Here is a 17,612-nt window from a genome sequence, read left to right as displayed (position 1 = left end):
TCGTGGCCATTATCGATGCGCTGGGTCCAGGTGGCGAATACCGAACCCGCAAGCGCGAATTGATCACCGACGTATCCGGCGCCCCGGTCGCCGAGATGACAGTGGCGCCTCCGCTGTACATCGCTCGTGCCGTCAACGCGCAGCGTAAGACGCGGCCGCTGCCCGCCGCGGTGCGCGAGGCGGCGCTGGCTCGCGCGGCAAAGATGTTTCTGTCCGACGAGATCGCCGGGCTCGACTTTGACCGCTACGTCGAGGTGACCAGCCGGGTGTCGGGCCTGCCGATCGCGGTGACGCGCGCCGGTGCGCGCAGCGTGGCCGACCAGGTGGCCGCCGTGGGCGAATCGGTGCGTCCGGCTCAGCCGCGCGCCGCCGAACAGGACTGGCGGACGATCTCCAATGGTGGCTCCGTGTGGGCCCGCCGAGGCGAGGTGTTCGCGGTGCATGCATCCGGCAACGCGCCTGGGGTGCACGGACTTTGGCCGCAGGCGCTGGCACTGGGATACCGGGTGGCGGTGCGCCCGTCACGGCGCGAGCCGTTCACCGGTCAGCGATTGATCACAACGTTGCGCGAGAGTGGATTTCGCGAGGATGACGTGTGCTACCTGCCCACCGACTACTCCGGTGCCGACGAAATAATCGGTGCGGCGGATCTCGCGATGGTTTACGGCGGTCAGGAACTAGTCGACAAGTACGCGGCGGATCCGACGGTGTGGGTCAACGGTCCCGGGCGGGCGAAGATACTGCTGACCGCCGAGCAGGACTGGCGCGATCATCTCGATCTGATTACCGAATCGATCTGCATGTTCGGAGGGACGGCCTGCGTCAACGCGACCGCGGTGCTGGTCGAGGGTGACGCGACCGAGCTGGCCGAAGCGATCGCCGAACGGCTGTCGACGCTCGCGCTGCTGCCGATCTCCGACGAGGCGTCGGTGCTGCCCGTCATGTCCATAGAGGCTGCGCGGTCCGTCGCGGAGTTCGTCGGCGCTCGGGCCGCAGGGACGACGGCTCTGCTGGGCGCCGATCAAGTGGTCGCCGACTTCGGTGATGGCACCGCCGCGCTGCGTCCCGCGGTGCACCTGCTCGCGGCGCCGGACGCGACCAGGCTCAACACCGAACTGGCGTTCCCGTGCGTCTGGGTGTCGCCGTGGTCGCGCGCCGACGGATTAGCACCGCTGCGTGGGTCGCTGGTGATCAACGCGATCACCGACGACGAGCAGCTGGTGGACGACCTCGTCGGCGAGCCGACGATCCCCAACGTGTACAGCGGCCCGTACCCCACGTGGTTCAGCGCCCCGCACATCCCACACGACGGGTTCCTCGCCGACTTCCTGATGCGCAACAAGGGCTTCATCCGCGGCTGAGGCGAAAGCGATGTGGGGGCTGGGCGCGGCGCTCTAGCCTGTGTGGCACAAGGCGACGGCAAGGCGGGGGATCGGATGATTCAGCTGCGGGTGGAGCGGACGATCGCAGCGCCCGCGGAAGCCGTCTTTGCGTGGGTCGCCGATCCGGTGAACCTCACCGCGTCGCCGTTGATCTTCAAGGCGGGGTGGTCGAAAGGCTCACCGGAACCCGGCGTGGGAGCGCTGCGCGATGCGCTTGCGCTGGGCATGTGGCTTCGCGAGGAGATCACCGCCTACGACCCGCCGCGCAGCTACTCCTACCTCATCGTGCGCTCGTTTCCCGCCATGGACCATGACGGCGGCACGCTGACGCTGACCCCCTCGGGCGGCGGCACGCACGTCGAATGGGTCACGTCGCTCACCTTTCCGCTGCGCGGCGGCGGCAAGGTGTCCGAGGCCGTCACGGCTCCGCTGTTCAAGTCCGGCTTCGAGGCGATTCTCGCGGGCTGCGCGAAGGCGCTCGAAAGCTGAGTCGAGGGCTCTCCACAATCACGGATTCATCCACAGGCCCGGTGTAAGGCCCGACGTTCGGCGGCCTCGATGTCGGCGGCGCGACGGTCAATGGCGGTGTCACCGACGCGCCGGGTCGCCGGCAGTCGCCACCAATGAAAGGAAGCATCATGTTCGAGACGCCGTTTCATATCGTCGGCAATATCGTCACCGATCCGATCCACCGCCAGGTCGGCGAACAGGAGATGGTCAGGTTTCGCGTCGCCAGCAATTCACGCCGCCGCACCGCAGAAGGAACATGGGAGCCGGGTAACTCGTTGTTCGTCACGGTGACGTGCTGGGGCCGGGCGGTGGCAGGTGCCAGCGCAGGTCTCGTGAAGGGCGATCCGGTGATCGTGGTGGGACATATCTACACCAGCGAGTACGAGGATCGCGACGGCAACAGGCGCTCATCGGTGGAGGTCCGGGCGTCATCCGTCGGTCCGGATCTGGCCCGTTGCACCGCACGTATCGATCGGGGGAAACAACCCGCCGATGCGCAGGTCACCAGTCTTGCCGAGGACGCCGCCGACTTTAGCGATGACGATGACGCGGGCCCGTCCGGCAAAGCGCTGCCACTGTCGGCGTAGCGGCAGGCACACGGTCGGCTCGGCCGTAGGTGCCACGCCTAGGATGGTCGGCGGCTTGAACTATCGAGAACGACTCGACCCTCTTTCGAAAGGCAACACCACGGCATGGCCGAATTCATCTACACGATGCGGAAGGTCCGCAAGGCGCACGGCGACAAGGTCATCCTTGACGACGTCTTCCTGAACTTCCTTCCCGGCGCGAAGATCGGCGTCGTCGGCCCCAACGGCGCGGGTAAGTCGAGCGTCTTGCGGATCATGGCTGGTCTGGATCAGCCGAACAACGGCGACGCGTACCTGCAGCCGGGCGCAACGGTCGGCATCCTCATGCAGGAGCCGCAGCTTGACGAATCCAAGACGGTCCGCGAGAACGTCGAGGAAGGCGTCGCGATCAAGGCCAAGCTCAACCGCTACAACGAGGTCGCTGAGCTGATGGCGACCGACTACAGCGATGAGCTGATGGAGGAGATGGGCAAGCTTCAGGAGGAGTTGGACGCCGCCGACGCCTGGGACATCGACTCCCAGCTCGAGCAGGCGATGGATGCGCTGCGCTGCCCGCCGGCCGACGAGCCTGTGACCCACCTGTCCGGTGGTGAGAAGCGCCGCGTCGCGCTCTGCAAGCTGCTGCTGTCCAAGCCCGACCTGCTGCTGCTCGACGAGCCCACCAACCACCTCGACGCCGAGAGTGTGCTGTGGCTGGAGCAGCACCTCGCGGCCTACAAGGGCGCGATTCTGGCTGTCACCCACGACCGGTACTTCCTGGACAACGTGGCGGAGTGGATTCTCGAACTCGACCGCGGTCGCGCTTATCCGTACGAAGGCAACTACTCCACTTACCTGGAGAAGAAGGCCGAACGCGTCGCCGTCCAGGGCCGCAAGGATGCCAAGCTGCAAAAGCGGTTGCAAGAGGAACTCGCCTGGGTCCGTTCGGGCGCCAAGGCGCGTCAGGCCAAGAACAAGGCCAGGCTCGGGCGCTACGAGGAAATGGCTGCCGAGGCGGAGAAGACGCGCAAGCTCGACTTCGAGGAGATCCAGATTCCGACTGGCCCCCGGCTGGGCAATGTCGTCGTCGAGGTCGAGCACCTCGACAAAGGGTTCGAGGGCCGCACCCTCATCAAGGATCTGTCGTTCACACTTCCGCGCAATGGCATCGTGGGCGTCATCGGTCCCAACGGCGTAGGCAAGACCACCCTTTTCAAGACCATCGTCGGGCTCGAGCAGCCCGACAGCGGCACCGTGAAGGTCGGCGACACCGTCAAGTTGAGCTACGTCGACCAGAGCCGGGCGGGCATCGACCCGAAGAAGACGGTGTGGGAAGTGGTGTCCGACAAGCTCGACTACATAGAGGTCGGGCAGAACGAGATCCCGTCGAGGGCCTACGTCTCGGCGTTCGGGTTCAAGGGTCCGGATCAGCAGAAACCTGCGGGCGTGCTGTCCGGCGGTGAACGCAACCGGCTCAACCTCGCGCTCACCCTTAAAGAGGGCGGCAACCTGATCCTGCTCGACGAACCGACCAACGACCTCGACGTCGAGACGCTGTCGTCGCTGGAGAATGCCTTGGAGAATTTCCCGGGCTGCGCGGTGGTCATTTCGCACGACCGCTGGTTCCTCGACCGCACCTGCACGCACATCCTCGCGTGGGAGGGCGATGACGACAACGAGGCCAAATGGTTCTGGTTCGAAGGAAACTTCGCGGGCTATGAGGAGAACAAGGTCGAGCGACTCGGGGCCGAAGCGGCACGTCCGCACAGGGTGACCCACCGCCGGCTCACGCGAGACTAATGTCCATCGTGCGGACCACGTCGTCGCCTGGTCATCGGGCCGGTGACGACGTCCAACGACGGGCGGTCCGCGGGTACAGGCGAGGAGCGTCGCATGTCGGTGAATCCGGGAGCCGTCGGCGGACCAGCTGATCCGGGTCCCAGTCGCGCCGGACCTTCAGCGCCGCAGGCGCTGAGCCCGGAAGACATCGGGCGGCTCGCGCACGCCTACCTCGATACGTACCGCGGCCCGCACGACGCACCTGCCTCGGACGCGTCACTGACCTTGCCGGTGGACATGTCGTCGCGCCAGATGATGGGCCCGGCGCTGGTGACCGCGCACCATCGTTTGGGGCAGCGCAGGGCGGCAGGTGAAACCCGGGTCGCGGTGTACGGCCGTGACGATCCGACGAAATTTGGTCCGGCGATGCAGATCGTCACCGACTACACGCCAATGGTGATGGATTCGGTGACAGTGCTGTTGCACCGATTCGGCGTCTCGTACACGGCGATCATGAACCCGATCTTCCGGGTGCGCCGAAGCCCGAATGGCGATCTGCTGGACATCCGTCCGCCCGCCGATCCGGCGGCGTCTCGAGAAGGCTTCGACGAGTCCTGGATTCACGTTCAGCTCGGCCAAGCCGCGGACAGCAGCGCGCTCAGCCAGGTCGCCCAGCTCTTGCCCAGCGTCTTGGCCGACGCACGACAGGTCGGGCTGGACTCCAGTGCGATGGGTGCGACGATGCGCCAGCTGGCCTACGAACTCGACAACGACCCCGACGTCCGATTTCCCGGGCGCGATCGCAAAGACGTTGCGGCGCTGCTGCGCTGGCTTGCCGATGGGCACTTCGTACTACTCGGATACCAGCGTTGTTCGGTTGACGACGGGCGATCTTCGGTCGACCCGGCGAGCCGGCTCGGCGTTCTCCGGCTGCGACAGGATGTGCTGCCGCAGCTGACGCACAGCAACGAGCTGCTTGTGTTGGCTCAGGCCACCATTCCCAGCTACCTTCGCTACGGCGCGTATCCCTACATCGTCGTGGTGCGCGAACAACATGGCCCCACGGTCATCGAACACCGCTTCGTCGGCCTGTTCACGGTCGCGGCAACGAACGCCAATGTGCTTGAAATACCGCTGATCTCCGGGCGTGTACGAGAGGCGTTGGCGCTGTCGCAGCGCGATCCGAGCCATCCCGGCCAGTTGCTGCTCGACATCATCCAGACCATTCCCCGTTCCGAGCTGTTCGCGCTGCCCGCCCAGGAACTGCTCGACATGGTCAAGGCCGTCGTCGACCTCGGGTCGCGGCGCCGCACATTGCTGTTCATGCGGGCCGATTCGCTCGCACACTTCGTCTCGTGTCTGGTGTATCTGCCTCGTGACCGCTACACCACCGATGTGCGGCTGGAGATGCAGGCGATCCTGGTCCGTGAGCTGGGTGGGGTCAGCATCGAATACACCGCACGCGTCAGCGAATCACCATGGGCCGTTGTGCATTTCACGGTGCGTATGCCCGATGGATCGCGTCCCTCGGATATCGACTCCTCGATCAAGAACGAGACCCGTATCCAGAACCTGCTGACCGAAGCGGCCCGCACGTGGGGAGACCTGCTGACCGGCGCCGTGCGGAGCGGCTCCATCGACCAGGCCAAGGCCGAGCATTATTCGTTGGCGTTCTCTGAGTCGTACAAGCAGGCCTTCACGCCGCAGGACGCGATCAGCGATATCGCCATAATCGAAGAGCTGCAGGACGATTCGGTCAAGCCGGTATTCATCAACATCGCCGATGACGGAATTGCACAACTCACCCTGTATCTGGGTGGGCACTCTGCATCGCTGAGCGATCTGCTTCCGATGCTGCAATCCATGGGTGTCGTGGTGCTCGAGGAGCGACCGTTCACCGTAACCCGTCCAGACGGGTTGCCCGTGTGGATCTACCAGTTCAAATGTCTGCCGCACAAGTCGATTCCGGAGGTGCCGCCGGGCCCTGACCGCGACGCCGCCCAGATGCGCTTCGCCGATGCGGTGACGGCGATCTGGCACGGCCACGCCGAGATCGACCGGTTCAACGAACTCGTCCTGCGGGCAGGTCTCACCTGGCAGCAGGTGGCCGTTGTGCGCAGCTACGCCAAGTATTTGAAGCAGGCGGGCTTCCCGTACAGCCAGTCGCACATCGAGAGCGTGATCAACGACAACGCCGCGACAGCGCGGTCGCTGGTCGAGCTGTTCGAAGCGTTGTTCTACCCGACCTCTCCGACGGACGACGCGCCGCGACGACGCGACGCCCAGGCCGCCGCAGCAGCCGTCGCCGCCGACATCGACGCCTTGGTGAGCCTGGACACCGACCGCGTTCTGCGCGCGTTCGCGTCGATGATCCAGGCCACCCTGCGCACCAACTATTTCGTCACCCGGCAGGACTCCGCCCGTGCGCGAAACGTCCTGTCCTTCAAGCTCAATCCAGGCTTGATCGACGAACTTCCGCTGCCGCGGCCCAGGTTCGAGATCTTCGTCTACTCACCGCGGGTCGAGGGCGTACACCTGCGATTCGGCCACGTCGCCCGCGGCGGCCTGCGATGGTCGGACCGTAGGGAGGACTTCCGCACCGAGATCCTTGGTCTCGTCAAGGCTCAGGCGGTGAAGAACGCCGTCATCGTGCCGGTCGGCGCGAAGGGCGGGTTCGTCGTCAAGGATCCGCCGCTGCCGACCGGCGACGCGGCGGCGGACCGCGACGCCCATCGCAACGAGGGCGTGGCCTGCTACCGACTGTTCATCTCCGGTCTGCTCGACGTCACCGACAACGTCGACAAGGCCACCGGCGAGGTGGTGACACCGGACGACGTGGTGCGCAGAGACGGCGACGACGCCTATCTCGTGGTCGCCGCCGACAAGGGCACCGCGACGTTCTCCGACATCGCCAACGAGGTGGCGCAGTCCTACGGCTTCTGGCTGGGCGACGCTTTCGCATCGGGCGGATCGGTGGGCTACGACCACAAGGCGATGGGCATCACCGCCAAAGGTGCGTGGGAATCGGTCAAACGGCACTTCAAGGAGATGGGCGTCGACACCCAGTCCGAGGATTTCACCGTCGTCGGTGTCGGCGACATGAGTGGCGATGTCTTCGGCAACGGGATGCTGCTGTCGAAGCACATCAGGCTGCTGGCCGCGTTCGACCACCGGCACATCTTCATCGACCCCGATCCCGACGCGGCGGCGTCGTGGGACGAGCGCAAGCGACTGTTCGAACTGCCGCGGTCTAGCTGGGAGGACTATGACACCTCGCTGATCAGCGAGGGCGGCGGTGTCTACAGCAGGGAGCAGAAGGCCATCCCGATCAGCGCGCAGTCCCGTGCCGCGCTTGGTATCGAGGGTGGCGTCGAGGAACTCACGCCACCCGCTCTGATGAAGGCGATCCTCATGGCGCCGGCCGACCTGCTGTTCAACGGCGGCATCGGCACGTACATCAAGGCCGAGACCGAGTCCGACGCCGACGTCGGCGATCGCGCCAACGATCCGGTGCGGGTAAACGGTAATCAGGTGCGCGCCAAGGTGATCGGCGAGGGCGGCAACCTCGGCGTGACGTCGCGTGGCCGCATCGAGTTCGATCTCGCCGGCGGCCGGATCAACACCGATGCGTTGGACAACTCGGCCGGCGTCGACTGCTCCGATCACGAGGTCAACATCAAGATCCTGATCGATTCACTCGTCACCGCGGACAAGGTCAGGCCTGAGGACCGCACCGAACTGTTGTTGTCGATGACCGACGAGGTCGGTCAACTGGTCCTCAAGGACAACGTCGACCAGAACGATCTACTGGGCACCAGCCGCGCGAACTCGGCGAGCCTGCTGCCCGTTCATGCGCGCATGATCAAGGATTTCGCCCAGGATCGGGGTCTGAACCGGGAACTCGAGGCGCTGCCGTCAGAGAAGGAGATCAGTCGCCGCGCTGAGATCGGAATCGGTTTGACTTCACCGGAACTCGCGACGCTGATGGCTCACGTCAAGCTGGCCCTCAAGGACGATGTGCTCGCCAGCGACCTGCCCGATCAGGAAGCGTTCGCATCCCGGCTGCCGGTCTACTTTCCGGTCCGGCTCCGCGATGAGTTCGGCGCCGATATCCGCACGCACCAGCTGCGCCGGGAGATCGTCACCACGATGCTGGTGAACGATCTTGTTGACACCAGCGGCATCAGCTACGCGTATCGGGTCACCGAAGACGTCGGTGTGGGGCCGGTGGACGCCGTGCGCAGCTACGCGGCGACCAATGCCATCTTCCGGATCAGTGACGTGTTGCGCCAGATCCGCGCGTCCGGCCACGATGGAGTGTCGGTAGCGGTGACCGACCGGATGACACTGGATCTGCGGCGGCTCATCGATCGTGCCGGACGCTGGCTGCTCAATTACCGGCCGCAGCCGCTTGCCGTCGGCGCCGAGATCAACCGGTTCGCAGCGAAGGTCGCCGCCTTGACGCCGCGGATGTCGGAGTGGCTGCGTGGCGACGACAAGACGATCGTGGCCAAGGAGGCCGACGAGTTCAGTTCCCACGGAGTGTCTTCCGACCTGGCCTACATGGTCGCGACGGGGCTGTACCAGTACAGCCTGCTCGACGTGATCGACATCGCCGACATCGTCGACCGCGACCCGGCCGAGGTCGCGGACACCTACTTCGCGTTGATGGATCACTTCAACACCGACAACCTGCTCACCGCGGTGTCACGGCTGGAGCGCGATGACCGGTGGCATTCGCTGGCGCGGTTGGCGATTCGCGATGACATCTACGGATCGCTGCGGTCCCTGTGTTTCGACGTGCTGGCCGTGGGTGAGCCCGACGAGACCGGCGAGGAGAAGATCGCCGAGTGGGAGTCGACCAATAGCTCCCGCGTCACGCGTGCGCGGCGGACGCTCGCCGAGATCTATGAGGGCGGGGAACTCGATCTGGCCACGCTCTCGGTGGCGGCCCGCCAGATTCGCAGCGTGACGCGTACGAGTGGAACGGGGACGTCTGGGTGACGAACGGTTTCATTGCGCCTGTTCACGTCCGATGGTCTGACATCGACATGTACCAGCACATCAACCACGCCACGATGGTCACTCTCCTCGAGGAAGCCCGGATCCCTTTCCTGCGAGAGCCGTTCGGCCCCGAGATCGAGACCATCGGCTTGCTGATCGCGGACGTGCACATCTCCTACAAGGCGCAGGTGCGACTGATCGATTCGCCGTTGCAGGTGACGATGTGGACGAAGCGGGTGCGCTCGGTCGATTTCACTATCGGATACGAGGTGCGACCGGTAGGTGTCCCGCCCGATTCGAAGCCGGCGGTGATCGCGGATACGCAGCTGGCCGCTGTCCACATCAAAGAGCAGCGACTGCAACGGCTTTCGGAAAGTCAGCGGGCATACCTGCAGCAGTGGATGCGATGACCGAACCTGAGCGCGGTATTTGGCTGAACGACGCCGCGAATCGCGAAGACCTCGCGACGTTCGTCGAGAGGGCGTTGCGGCTGGACGACGCGGCCGTCATCCGGCTGCGTGAGCGCGAGGGCGGCACGGTCACGGCCTGGGTGTCGACCGGGTTCGACGTGCTGGCCTGTCGTGTGGTGGCGGGGCGCGTGAAGCCCGCCGATCTGTCCGCGGGCGCCGACGCGCTGGCCGCTGGGCTGTCCGCGATGGACTCGAGCGGATACGTCGAGACCGGTTTCGCGATGGACTCCGCGTGGCGGGGCGCTCTGCCGCCCGAGTCCGGGTTCGAGCACCTCGACGATGTGCCTGCCGGTGTCGTCCTCGATCTGGCGCAACGTGGAACTGCGCTCGCCAAGGAGCATTCCAGTTCGCACGGTCCGCCCGCGTCGCTGCTGGACCAGGAGGTGGTGGCGGTCAGTGCGGGTGGCGCGAGCGTCGGGATACCGATGCGTTGTGTTTTCGCCTTGACTGCAATGGGTTTTCTGCCGCAGTCGGGTGAAGCCGTCGGCACCGACGAGATCGTGCGGGTACGGGCGCTGCCGGCGTGGCTGCGCATCGACGCACGGTTCGGCTCGGTCTACCGTCGCCGCGGCGACCCAGCGTTAGTTCTGCGCTAGCAGTCGTCGGCGCGAGCGTGCGCAAACTCCGGTAAACACCAGGCGTGTCGGCCGCAAACACGCACGTTCGCCGGGAGAACTAGGCACGTCGAAGAAAGCTAGACCAGCCAGGCCGCGGCGTTCGGTGGGAGCTTGCCGTCGACCAGTGAGGCACTCGACAGCAGTACTTCGCCGCCGGGCAACGGCATCGCCTCCGCGCTGGCATTGAGCACGCACAGCAATCCGCCGCCTCGCCGGAACGCCAGCGTGTCGGCGGGGGAGTCGAGCCATTCGATGGTCGAACCGTCGAATTCACTTCGGTCCCGCCGCGATTCGATCGCCTGCCGGTAGAACTCAAGGGTCGACGCCGGATCGCCGTCTTGCTTCTCGACGGTCAACGCAGCCCATTCCGCAGGTAGCGGCAGCCAGGTCTCGGGAGTGTCCGAGAAGCCGAACGGCGGCACTTCGCCCTCCCACGGCACCGGCACCCTGCTGGCGTCGCGCCCGCGCCGCGTGTGACCGGATCGTTCCCACACCGGATCGCGCAGCGCCTCGTCGGGCAGTTCGACGTTGGGCAACCCCAGCTCTTCGCCGTTGTAGATGAACACCGCGCCGGGCAGCGCGAGCATCGCCAGCGTCATCGCCTTGGCACGGTCCAGACCGACAACCCCGCCGCCGTAGCGGGTCGGCTCGCGGTCGACATCGTGATTGGCCAGCGTCCAGCTCGGCACCGCATCCGCGATATGCGCTGCGGCCAGGGAGTTTTCGATCGCACCACGGATGTCGGCGGCTTCGAATTGGGCGCGCAGCAGCCGGAAGTTGAAGGCGAGATGCAACTCGTCGGGCCGCACATAACGCGCGAATTGTTCGTTGTCGTAGACCCATACCTCGCCGATCGCGACGGAGTCGGGGTAGTCATCGAACACCCCGCGGATCTGCCGGTGGATGTCGTGCACGCCGTCGTTGTTGAACCGCGGGTCGTCGTCCATATCGGCCAGTAGGACGTCGGCTTTGATGATTTCCATGTCGGGCAGCCCAGGCGGCTTGGCCATCCCGTGTGCGACATCGATGCGGAACCCGTCGATCCCACGCTCGAGCCAGAACCGCAGCGTCTTCTCGAGATCCTCGAAAACCTCCGGATTGTCCCAATTCAGATCCGGCTGCTCGGCATCGAAGATGTGCAGGTACCACTGCCCCGGATTACCGTCGGCCTCGACGACGCGCGTCCAGGCGGGCCCGCCGAAGATCGACACCCAGTTGTTCGGCGGATGCACGCCACCCGGACCGGTGCCGTCGCGGAAGATGTAGCGCTCGCGCTGATCGCTGCCGGGGCTGGCGGCCAACGCGGCCTGGAACCAGGGATGTGCCGAGCTGGTGTGGTTGGGCACCAGATCCATCGTCACCTTGATGCCCGCGGCATGTGCGGCCTCAGTGAGCCGGTCCAGCGCTCCGAGACCGCCGAACAGCGGATCGACATCGCGGGGGTCGGCCACGTCATAGCCGTTGTCGGCCATCGGCGAGACCATGACGGGGTTGAGCCAGATCGCGTCGACGCCGAGCGCCTTGAGGTAGTCCAGCTTGGCGACCACACCGTCGAGGTCGCCGAGGCCGTCGCCGTTGCTGTCGTAGAACGACCGCGGATACACCTGATAGAACAGCGCGTGCGACCACCAGGGTTCGATGTCGCCGCCGGAGCGGCTCGGTGGTCCGATGTCGCCGCCGGAGCGGCTCGGGGGCCTGTTTTCACTCATCGCCGCCAAATGTACTGTCAGCGTCCCGCGACGGCCGCGGAGGAAACTCCGCGTTCACCACGGCGTGGCCCGCGCGTCAGAAGGGTGAGTTCACCATCGACTGCGCGGCCATCTCCAGGTAGGCCAACAGTTCGGCGCGATGTTCGTCGTCGAGGGTCTGAGAGTCGATCTCGGCCACAGCGGTGTGCATACATCGCAGCCACGCGTCGCGCTCGATGTAGCCGATCACGAACGGCGCGTGCCGCATGCGCAACCGCGGATGGCCCCGTTGATCGGAGTAGGTCCGCGGCCCGCCCCAGTACTGCTCGAGGAACAGCCGCAGCCGCACCTCGGCGGCCTCGAGGTCCTCCTCGGGATACAGCGGAAGCAGGATTTCGTCTTCGCGCACCAGCTGATAGAACCTCGACACGAGGGTCTGGAACGTGTCATGGCCACCGACTTCGTCGTAGAACGACCGCTGGGGCTGAGTCACTCCTCCATTGTGTCTTGTCGCCGCAGCGGGTTGCTCAGCCGGTCGTGACACCCGATGTTCATTGGACTGACCAGCGAACACGGGCAGAAATGTCGTGCGATTGGCAGGAATCCATGGTGGACTGTCGGTCGGAGGACGTATGGCGCATCGCAAGAAAGGCCCGTCCAAAAGGGCTGGCCACCGGCTTCAAGACGCCGCTGCGGGCTTATCCGGGCCCGCAGTGTCGCATGCGCAGTCGCGCGTCCTGCACAGCGTCGAAACCCATCCGCCCAGTACCAGCGAAGGCTCGCTCTGGGGCCGGCGGCGAGTACTGCTGCTGAACTCCACATACGAACCGTTGACCGCTCTGCCCATGCGGCGGGCGGTCATCATGCTGATGTGCGGAAAAGCTGACGTGGTCCACGACGATCCCGGCGGCCCCGTCATCCACTCCGCCACCCGCTCCATCGTGGTGCCGTCGGTGATTCGGCTGCGGACCTTCGTCCGGGTGCCCTACCGCGCGCGCATCCCGATGACCAGGGCCGCGCTGATGCACCGCGACCGCTTTCGGTGCGCCTACTGCGGAGGTAAGGCCGACACCGTCGACCACGTCGTGCCACGCAGCAGGGGCGGCGACCATTCGTGGGAGAACTGTGTGGCGGCCTGCTCGGCGTGTAACCACCGCAAGGCCGATCGTTTGCTCGGCGAACTGGGCTGGTCGCTGCGGTCGGTACCGGTTCCGCCGAAGGGGCAGCATTGGCGACTGCTGTCGAGCGTGAAGGAACTCGACCCGGCATGGGTTCGATATCTGGGTGAAGGTGCGGCGTAATCGATAGCTGATACGGTTTGCGCGTGAGCACAGCACTTACTCATTCCCTCATCGGAGGGGTTCCGCTGGCCGTATTGCTGGTGTTGATGTTCTTGATCTACGTCGTCGGCCCCAAGCGCAAGAACCCGCATCCGGCTACCTACAAGATGTCCGACAAATGGACGCACGACCCGATTCTGTGGGCAGCCGATGAACCCGCCGATCACGGTCATGGCGGCCATGGTTCGCACCCCATCACGGTAGGAGGCGGCGCAAGTGGCAAGTGGTGAGGTCGTAACTACTCGTTCCACGGAACTCGCCGAGCTGCCGCGCGGCTCGGTCGTCACGAACAGCGGCCGAATCTCCGGGGTCACCGAGCCCGGCGAGCTGTCGGTGCACTATCCGTTCCCGGTCACCGATCTGGTCCGCCTGGATGACGCGCTGAAGTACGGTTCGCGCGGCGCTCAGGCGCGCTTCGCGGTGTTCCTCGGGGATCTCGGCGCTGACACTGCCGCGACCGCCCGCCAGATTCTGGCGAAGGTTCCGACACCGGACAACGCTGTGCTGCTTGCCGTGTCGCCGGACCAGCGTGCGATCGAGGTGGTCTACGGCAGTGACGTCAGTGGCCGCGGCATCGAGGAGTCCGCTCCCAAGGGAGTGGCCGCCGCCGCCGAGCTGCTCAAGGACGGAAAGCTGATCCCCGGTCTGATCAAGGCCGTCGAGGTCATGAGCGCGGGAGTCTCGCCCGCCGCTCACTAGCTCACGTCGGCCGTCAGTGTCCCGCGGATCTCGATGTAGCGCTGAAGGAACCGGCGCTCGTCGAGGCGCTTGCGGCGCATCCACCCGGTGACTTCGTCATTGCACTTGCTGGTGTTGCACTTCGCGCAGGCGGGCACGACGTTGTCGATGGTGTATCGCCCGCCGCGCGAGATCGCCATGACGCAATCGCGCTGCAGGGCACCGTCGGTCGCCCCGCAGTAGGCGCAGCCTTCCCACGCGTCCTTCAGGGCGGCCCACTGCTCAGCAGTCAGGTCATGGTCGACGGCGGCCATCCGCCTCTTGCGCTTACGTGCAGCACGCGCTCGTCTGGTTCGACTGACCGCCATCGGAAAAGTGTGCCGCGCGAGCGTGCGGAAAGTCCTGCAGGAAAGCGGCGTGTCGCCTACGTGGCGTCGAAGGCCCGTGCGCGCAGCGACCGTTCCACACCGGCACGGCCTTCGAGCACCAGACGGCGCAGCGGCGGTGGTACATCCGGGTCTGACAGGAACCGGTCCGCAGCGTCCAGACCGTCCTGGCTGATGTCCCACGACGGGTACAGCCCGATGACGACGGTCTGCGCGACCTCACTCGACCGCCGCTGCCAGACACCGGAGATGGCGCCGAAGTACTTGTCGCGGAACGGCTTCAGTAGTTCCTCCTGGCCCGGACGCACGAAGCCGATGGTGATCGACCGCGCGGTGACGTTGGCCAGGGTGTCGTCTTCCATGACTTCCTGCCAGTCCGCCTCTTTGACCGCCTGCTGAGGCCGTGCCGCCGCGGCCTGCGCCGCATGCCGGCCACCCGCGGCGGTCGGATCCTGTTCGGCCTCAGCGTCGATGAACGGTGTCTCGGGGCTGTCCGCGTCGATGACGCCGGCAGTGGCCAGTGCGGTGACGATGCGCCAGCGCAGGTCGGTGTCGATCACCAGGCCGGGCATGTTCACCGCCGCGGGTTCGTTGTCCAGCAGTGTCGACAGCACGGCGATGTGGTTGGGGGAGAGCACCGACGCGCACAACGCGTTGACGAACGCCAGCTGGTGGTCTGAGCCCGGCGCCGACTCGCGCGCTCGGTCCAGCAGTGCGTCGCCGAACGCCGGCCAGCCGTTCTCCTTCGCCCACACCGGGTCGGCGTACGAGCCGAGCGCGGTCTGCGCCTGCAACAGCAGGCGCTGCGCCACACCGACTTCGGACTCGGCGTGCACACCGCTGATGACCAGCGCGACGAAATCGCGGGCTTTGAGTTCGGCGTCGCGCGTCATCTCCCAGGCCGCCGACCACGCCAGGGTGCGGGGCAGCGGATCGGCGATATCTGCGATCCGGGTCAGCGCGGTCTGCAGCGACTGCGGGTCAAGCCGCAGCGAGCAGTACGTCAGGTCGTCGTCGTTGACGAGGATGAATTTCCCGCGTGAAACGGACTGCAAGGCAGGAACTTCGGTGATGTCACCCTCGATGTCGAGCTCCTCGCGGTGCGTACGCACCAGCTTGCCGCTGCCGTCATCGTCGTAGATGCCCACCGCGAGCCGATGCACTCGAGTCTCTCCGGCGCCCGGTTGCGCACCGGACTGGGCGATTGCGAAGCGGGTGAACTTGCCGTCGGCGTCGAGGTCGAATTCAGGACGCAACGTGTTGAGGCCGGTGGTCTTGAGCCACTGCCTGCCCCACCCCGACAGGTCGCGTCCAGACGCCTTCTCGAGCGCGCCAAGCAGATCGCCGAACGTTGCGTTGCCAAAAGCGTGGTCGCGGAAGTAATCCCGCAATCCGGACAGGAACTCCTCCAGACCGACGTAGGCGACGAGTTGCTTGAGGACGCTGGCGCCCTTGGCGTAGGTGATGCCGTCGAAGTTCACCTCGACGGCGGCTAGATCGGGGATGTCGGCGGCCACCGGATGTGTCGACGGCAGCTGATCCTGCCGGTAGGCCCACGACTTCTCGACGTTCGCGAACGTGGTCCACGCCTCTTTGTACTCCGTGGCCTCGGCCTGGCACAGCACCGAAGCGAACGTCGCAAACGACTCGTTGAGCCACAGGTCGTCCCACCACTGCATCGTGACCAGATCCCCGAACCACATGTGCGCCATCTCGTGCAGCACGGTTTCCGCGCGTCGCTCATACGACGCGCGCGTCACCTTGCTGCGAAAGACGTAGTCCTCCAGGAACGTCACGGCACCGGCGTTCTCCATCGCGCCCGCGTTGAACTCCGGTACGAACAGCTGGTCGTACTTGCCGAACGCGTACGGCACGCCGAAGTTCTTGTGGTAGAAGGTGAATCCCTGCTTCGTCTCGGTGAACAGTCGCTCGGCGTCCATGAACTCGGCGAGTGAATTGCGGCAGAACAGGCCTAGCGGAATGTCGCCGTGCTCGTCGCTGTAGGTGTCGTCCCAACGGGCGTACGGGCCGGCGATCAGGGCGGCGAGGTACGTGCTCATCTTCGGGGTGACGGCGAAGGTGTGCCGCCTGGCGGCGCCCGCATCTTCGGTGTCCGTGGTCGCGCCGTTGGAGATGACCTCCCAGTGCGACGGCGCCGTGACGGTTACCTCGAACGTCGCCTTGAGGTCCGGCTGGTCGAAGCACGCGAACATCCGCTTTGCGTCGGCGGTCTCGAACTGCGAGTACAGATACACCTCGTCGTCGACCGGGTCGACGAAGCGGTGCAGGCCCTCACCGGTGTTGGAGTACCGGCAGTCGGCGTCGACGACGAGGTTGTTGCGCTCGGCCAAACCTGCCAGCGGCATGCCGGTGGACTCGTCGTACTCCGACACGTCGATGGCGCGGCCGTTGAGGACGGCGCTGCGGACGCGGTCGGCGGCGATGTCGATGTAGGTGTCGGCTCCGGGCAGGGCGCTGAACTCGACGGTCGTGACGGACCGGAACGTGAGCTCGCTGGGCTTGCCGTCGCCATCGGTCAGGTCGAGGTCGACACGGTAGTTGTCGACGGTGACCAACGCAGCGCGTTCGACGGCCTGGTCTCGGGTGAGGTTGGGGAGTGTCACGAGTCCAACCTAGTGGCCGCTCTCCCGATCAGGCGCGCTAGAACCCTGGTATCCCGAAACCGCTCAGCCCGCTGAGCCCGTCCAGCGCGCTCAAATCGTCCAGGATTGTGCCGTTGCCGATTCGGGTCATCATCTGCGGGCAGTACGCCGAGATCGCGATGCCGGTGAAGAACGCCGCCATGTCGGGGTTGATGCCGTTGTTGGACACGTTGGAGTACACCGATGCGAGGTTTTTGCCTGGGTCGACCAGCATGGGGCAGATCGATTGTCCGAGCTTTTCGGTACTCATCGGATCGCCGTAGGTGATGCCGGCATCGTTCAACGCATTGAGAAAAGTGGTGTCGACCGGTTCCGCCGACGCCGGCGCGGCGAGGCTGAATGCCGTCGCGACGCCGACCAGAGTCGTCGTGAGGGTGCGTTTCGCTTTTATCACAGCTGAAACACTGATTGACAACAGTCACATCGACAACACGCTTTCATAACTGTTTGCACACTATGCGTGTCCTGTGCGCCGGCGCTTCGCACTACGTGGCAGCGGGAACACGCTCGCTGGGTGCAAGGTTGTGTG

The 17,612-nt window shown here is 65.5% G+C and carries 15 protein-coding genes; 10 read left to right on the top strand and 5 right to left on the bottom strand.

What is annotated here, in order from left to right:
- Positions 1–2 precede the first annotated feature (2 nt).
- From ACIA48_RS27560 to ACIA48_RS27530, 7 genes are all read left to right on the top strand, one after another.
- A complete protein-coding gene (locus tag ACIA48_RS27560; protein WP_396739051.1) occupies positions 3–1,361 on the top strand; it encodes an aldehyde dehydrogenase family protein in 1,359 nt (452 codons plus the stop codon).
- 75 nt (positions 1,362–1,436) lie between these two features.
- On the top strand, positions 1,437–1,871 hold the full coding sequence (locus ACIA48_RS27555; protein WP_396739515.1) for an SRPBCC family protein: 435 nt from the start codon (positions 1,437–1,439) through the stop codon (positions 1,869–1,871).
- A 149-nt stretch (positions 1,872–2,020) separates the two neighbouring features.
- A complete protein-coding gene (gene ssb, locus ACIA48_RS27550; RefSeq protein WP_396739049.1) occupies positions 2,021–2,479 on the top strand; it encodes a single-stranded DNA-binding protein in 459 nt (152 codons plus the stop codon).
- Between the two features lie 105 nt (positions 2,480–2,584).
- Complete coding sequence (ettA, locus tag ACIA48_RS27545; protein WP_396739047.1) at positions 2,585–4,258, top strand: energy-dependent translational throttle protein EttA; 1,674 nt, start codon at positions 2,585–2,587, stop codon at positions 4,256–4,258.
- Positions 4,259–4,351: 93 nt separating this feature from the next.
- Positions 4,352–9,241 carry an NAD-glutamate dehydrogenase gene (locus tag ACIA48_RS27540; RefSeq protein WP_396739045.1) on the top strand — a complete coding sequence of 1,630 codons (4,890 nt, stop codon included), beginning with the start codon at positions 4,352–4,354 and terminating at the stop codon, positions 9,239–9,241.
- Between the two features lie 47 nt (positions 9,242–9,288).
- Positions 9,289–9,651: an acyl-CoA thioesterase gene (locus ACIA48_RS27535; protein ID WP_396739514.1), complete on the top strand. Its 363-nt coding sequence runs from the start codon at positions 9,289–9,291 to the stop codon at positions 9,649–9,651.
- Positions 9,648–10,307 (top strand): hypothetical protein, encoded by a 660-nt coding sequence (locus tag ACIA48_RS27530; RefSeq protein WP_396739043.1) that lies wholly within the window; start codon positions 9,648–9,650, stop codon positions 10,305–10,307. The genes ACIA48_RS27535 and ACIA48_RS27530 overlap by 4 nt, the downstream gene beginning before the upstream one ends.
- A 98-nt stretch (positions 10,308–10,405) precedes the next feature.
- Here ACIA48_RS27530 and ACIA48_RS27525 read toward each other — a convergent pair whose 3' ends face one another.
- Positions 10,406–11,968: an alpha-amylase family glycosyl hydrolase gene (locus ACIA48_RS27525; protein WP_396739512.1), complete on the bottom strand. Its 1,563-nt coding sequence runs from the start codon at positions 11,966–11,968 to the stop codon at positions 10,406–10,408.
- A 145-nt stretch (positions 11,969–12,113) separates the two neighbouring features.
- Positions 12,114–12,509: a globin gene (locus ACIA48_RS27520; RefSeq protein ID WP_396739041.1), complete on the bottom strand. Its 396-nt coding sequence runs from the start codon at positions 12,507–12,509 to the stop codon at positions 12,114–12,116.
- Positions 12,510–12,648: 139 nt separating this feature from the next.
- Here ACIA48_RS27520 and ACIA48_RS27515 point away from each other — a divergent pair, with 139 nt between their 5' ends.
- Genes ACIA48_RS27515 through ACIA48_RS27505 form a run of 3 tightly spaced genes read left to right on the top strand, consistent with a single transcriptional unit; the run spans position 12,649 to position 14,055 of the window.
- Positions 12,649–13,317 carry an HNH endonuclease gene (locus tag ACIA48_RS27515; protein ID WP_396739039.1) on the top strand — a complete coding sequence of 223 codons (669 nt, stop codon included), beginning with the start codon at positions 12,649–12,651 and terminating at the stop codon, positions 13,315–13,317.
- Between the two features lie 23 nt (positions 13,318–13,340).
- Positions 13,341–13,586, top strand: coding sequence for a hypothetical protein (locus tag ACIA48_RS27510; RefSeq protein ID WP_396739037.1), 246 nt, complete (start codon positions 13,341–13,343; stop codon positions 13,584–13,586).
- A complete protein-coding gene (locus ACIA48_RS27505) occupies positions 13,573–14,055 on the top strand; it encodes a DUF5130 domain-containing protein (RefSeq protein ID WP_396739035.1) in 483 nt (160 codons plus the stop codon). The genes ACIA48_RS27510 and ACIA48_RS27505 overlap by 14 nt, the downstream gene beginning before the upstream one ends.
- On the opposite strand, the gene ACIA48_RS27500 is transcribed toward ACIA48_RS27505, so the two are convergent.
- The 3 genes from ACIA48_RS27500 to ACIA48_RS27490 are packed head-to-tail and all read right to left on the bottom strand — an operon-like array spanning position 14,052 to position 17,477.
- Complete coding sequence (locus ACIA48_RS27500; RefSeq protein WP_396739033.1) at positions 14,052–14,402, bottom strand: HNH endonuclease; 351 nt, start codon at positions 14,400–14,402, stop codon at positions 14,052–14,054. The genes ACIA48_RS27505 and ACIA48_RS27500 overlap by 4 nt on opposite strands.
- A gap of 56 nt (positions 14,403–14,458) precedes the next feature.
- Entirely contained in the window at positions 14,459–17,044 is a 2,586-nt protein-coding gene (pepN, locus tag ACIA48_RS27495; RefSeq protein ID WP_396739032.1) for an aminopeptidase N, read from the bottom strand.
- A 37-nt stretch (positions 17,045–17,081) separates the two neighbouring features.
- Entirely contained in the window at positions 17,082–17,477 is a 396-nt protein-coding gene (locus ACIA48_RS27490; RefSeq protein WP_396739030.1) for a DUF732 domain-containing protein, read from the bottom strand.
- Positions 17,478–17,612: the final 135 nt, after the last annotated feature.

Origin of the sequence: Mycobacterium sp. NPDC051804, assembly GCF_044452905.1 — a bacterium.
Taxonomy (GTDB): Bacteria; Actinomycetota; Actinomycetes; order Mycobacteriales; family Mycobacteriaceae; genus Mycobacterium.
Note: the sequence above shows the minus strand (reverse complement) of the source record. Positions and strands in the feature narration are given on the sequence as shown.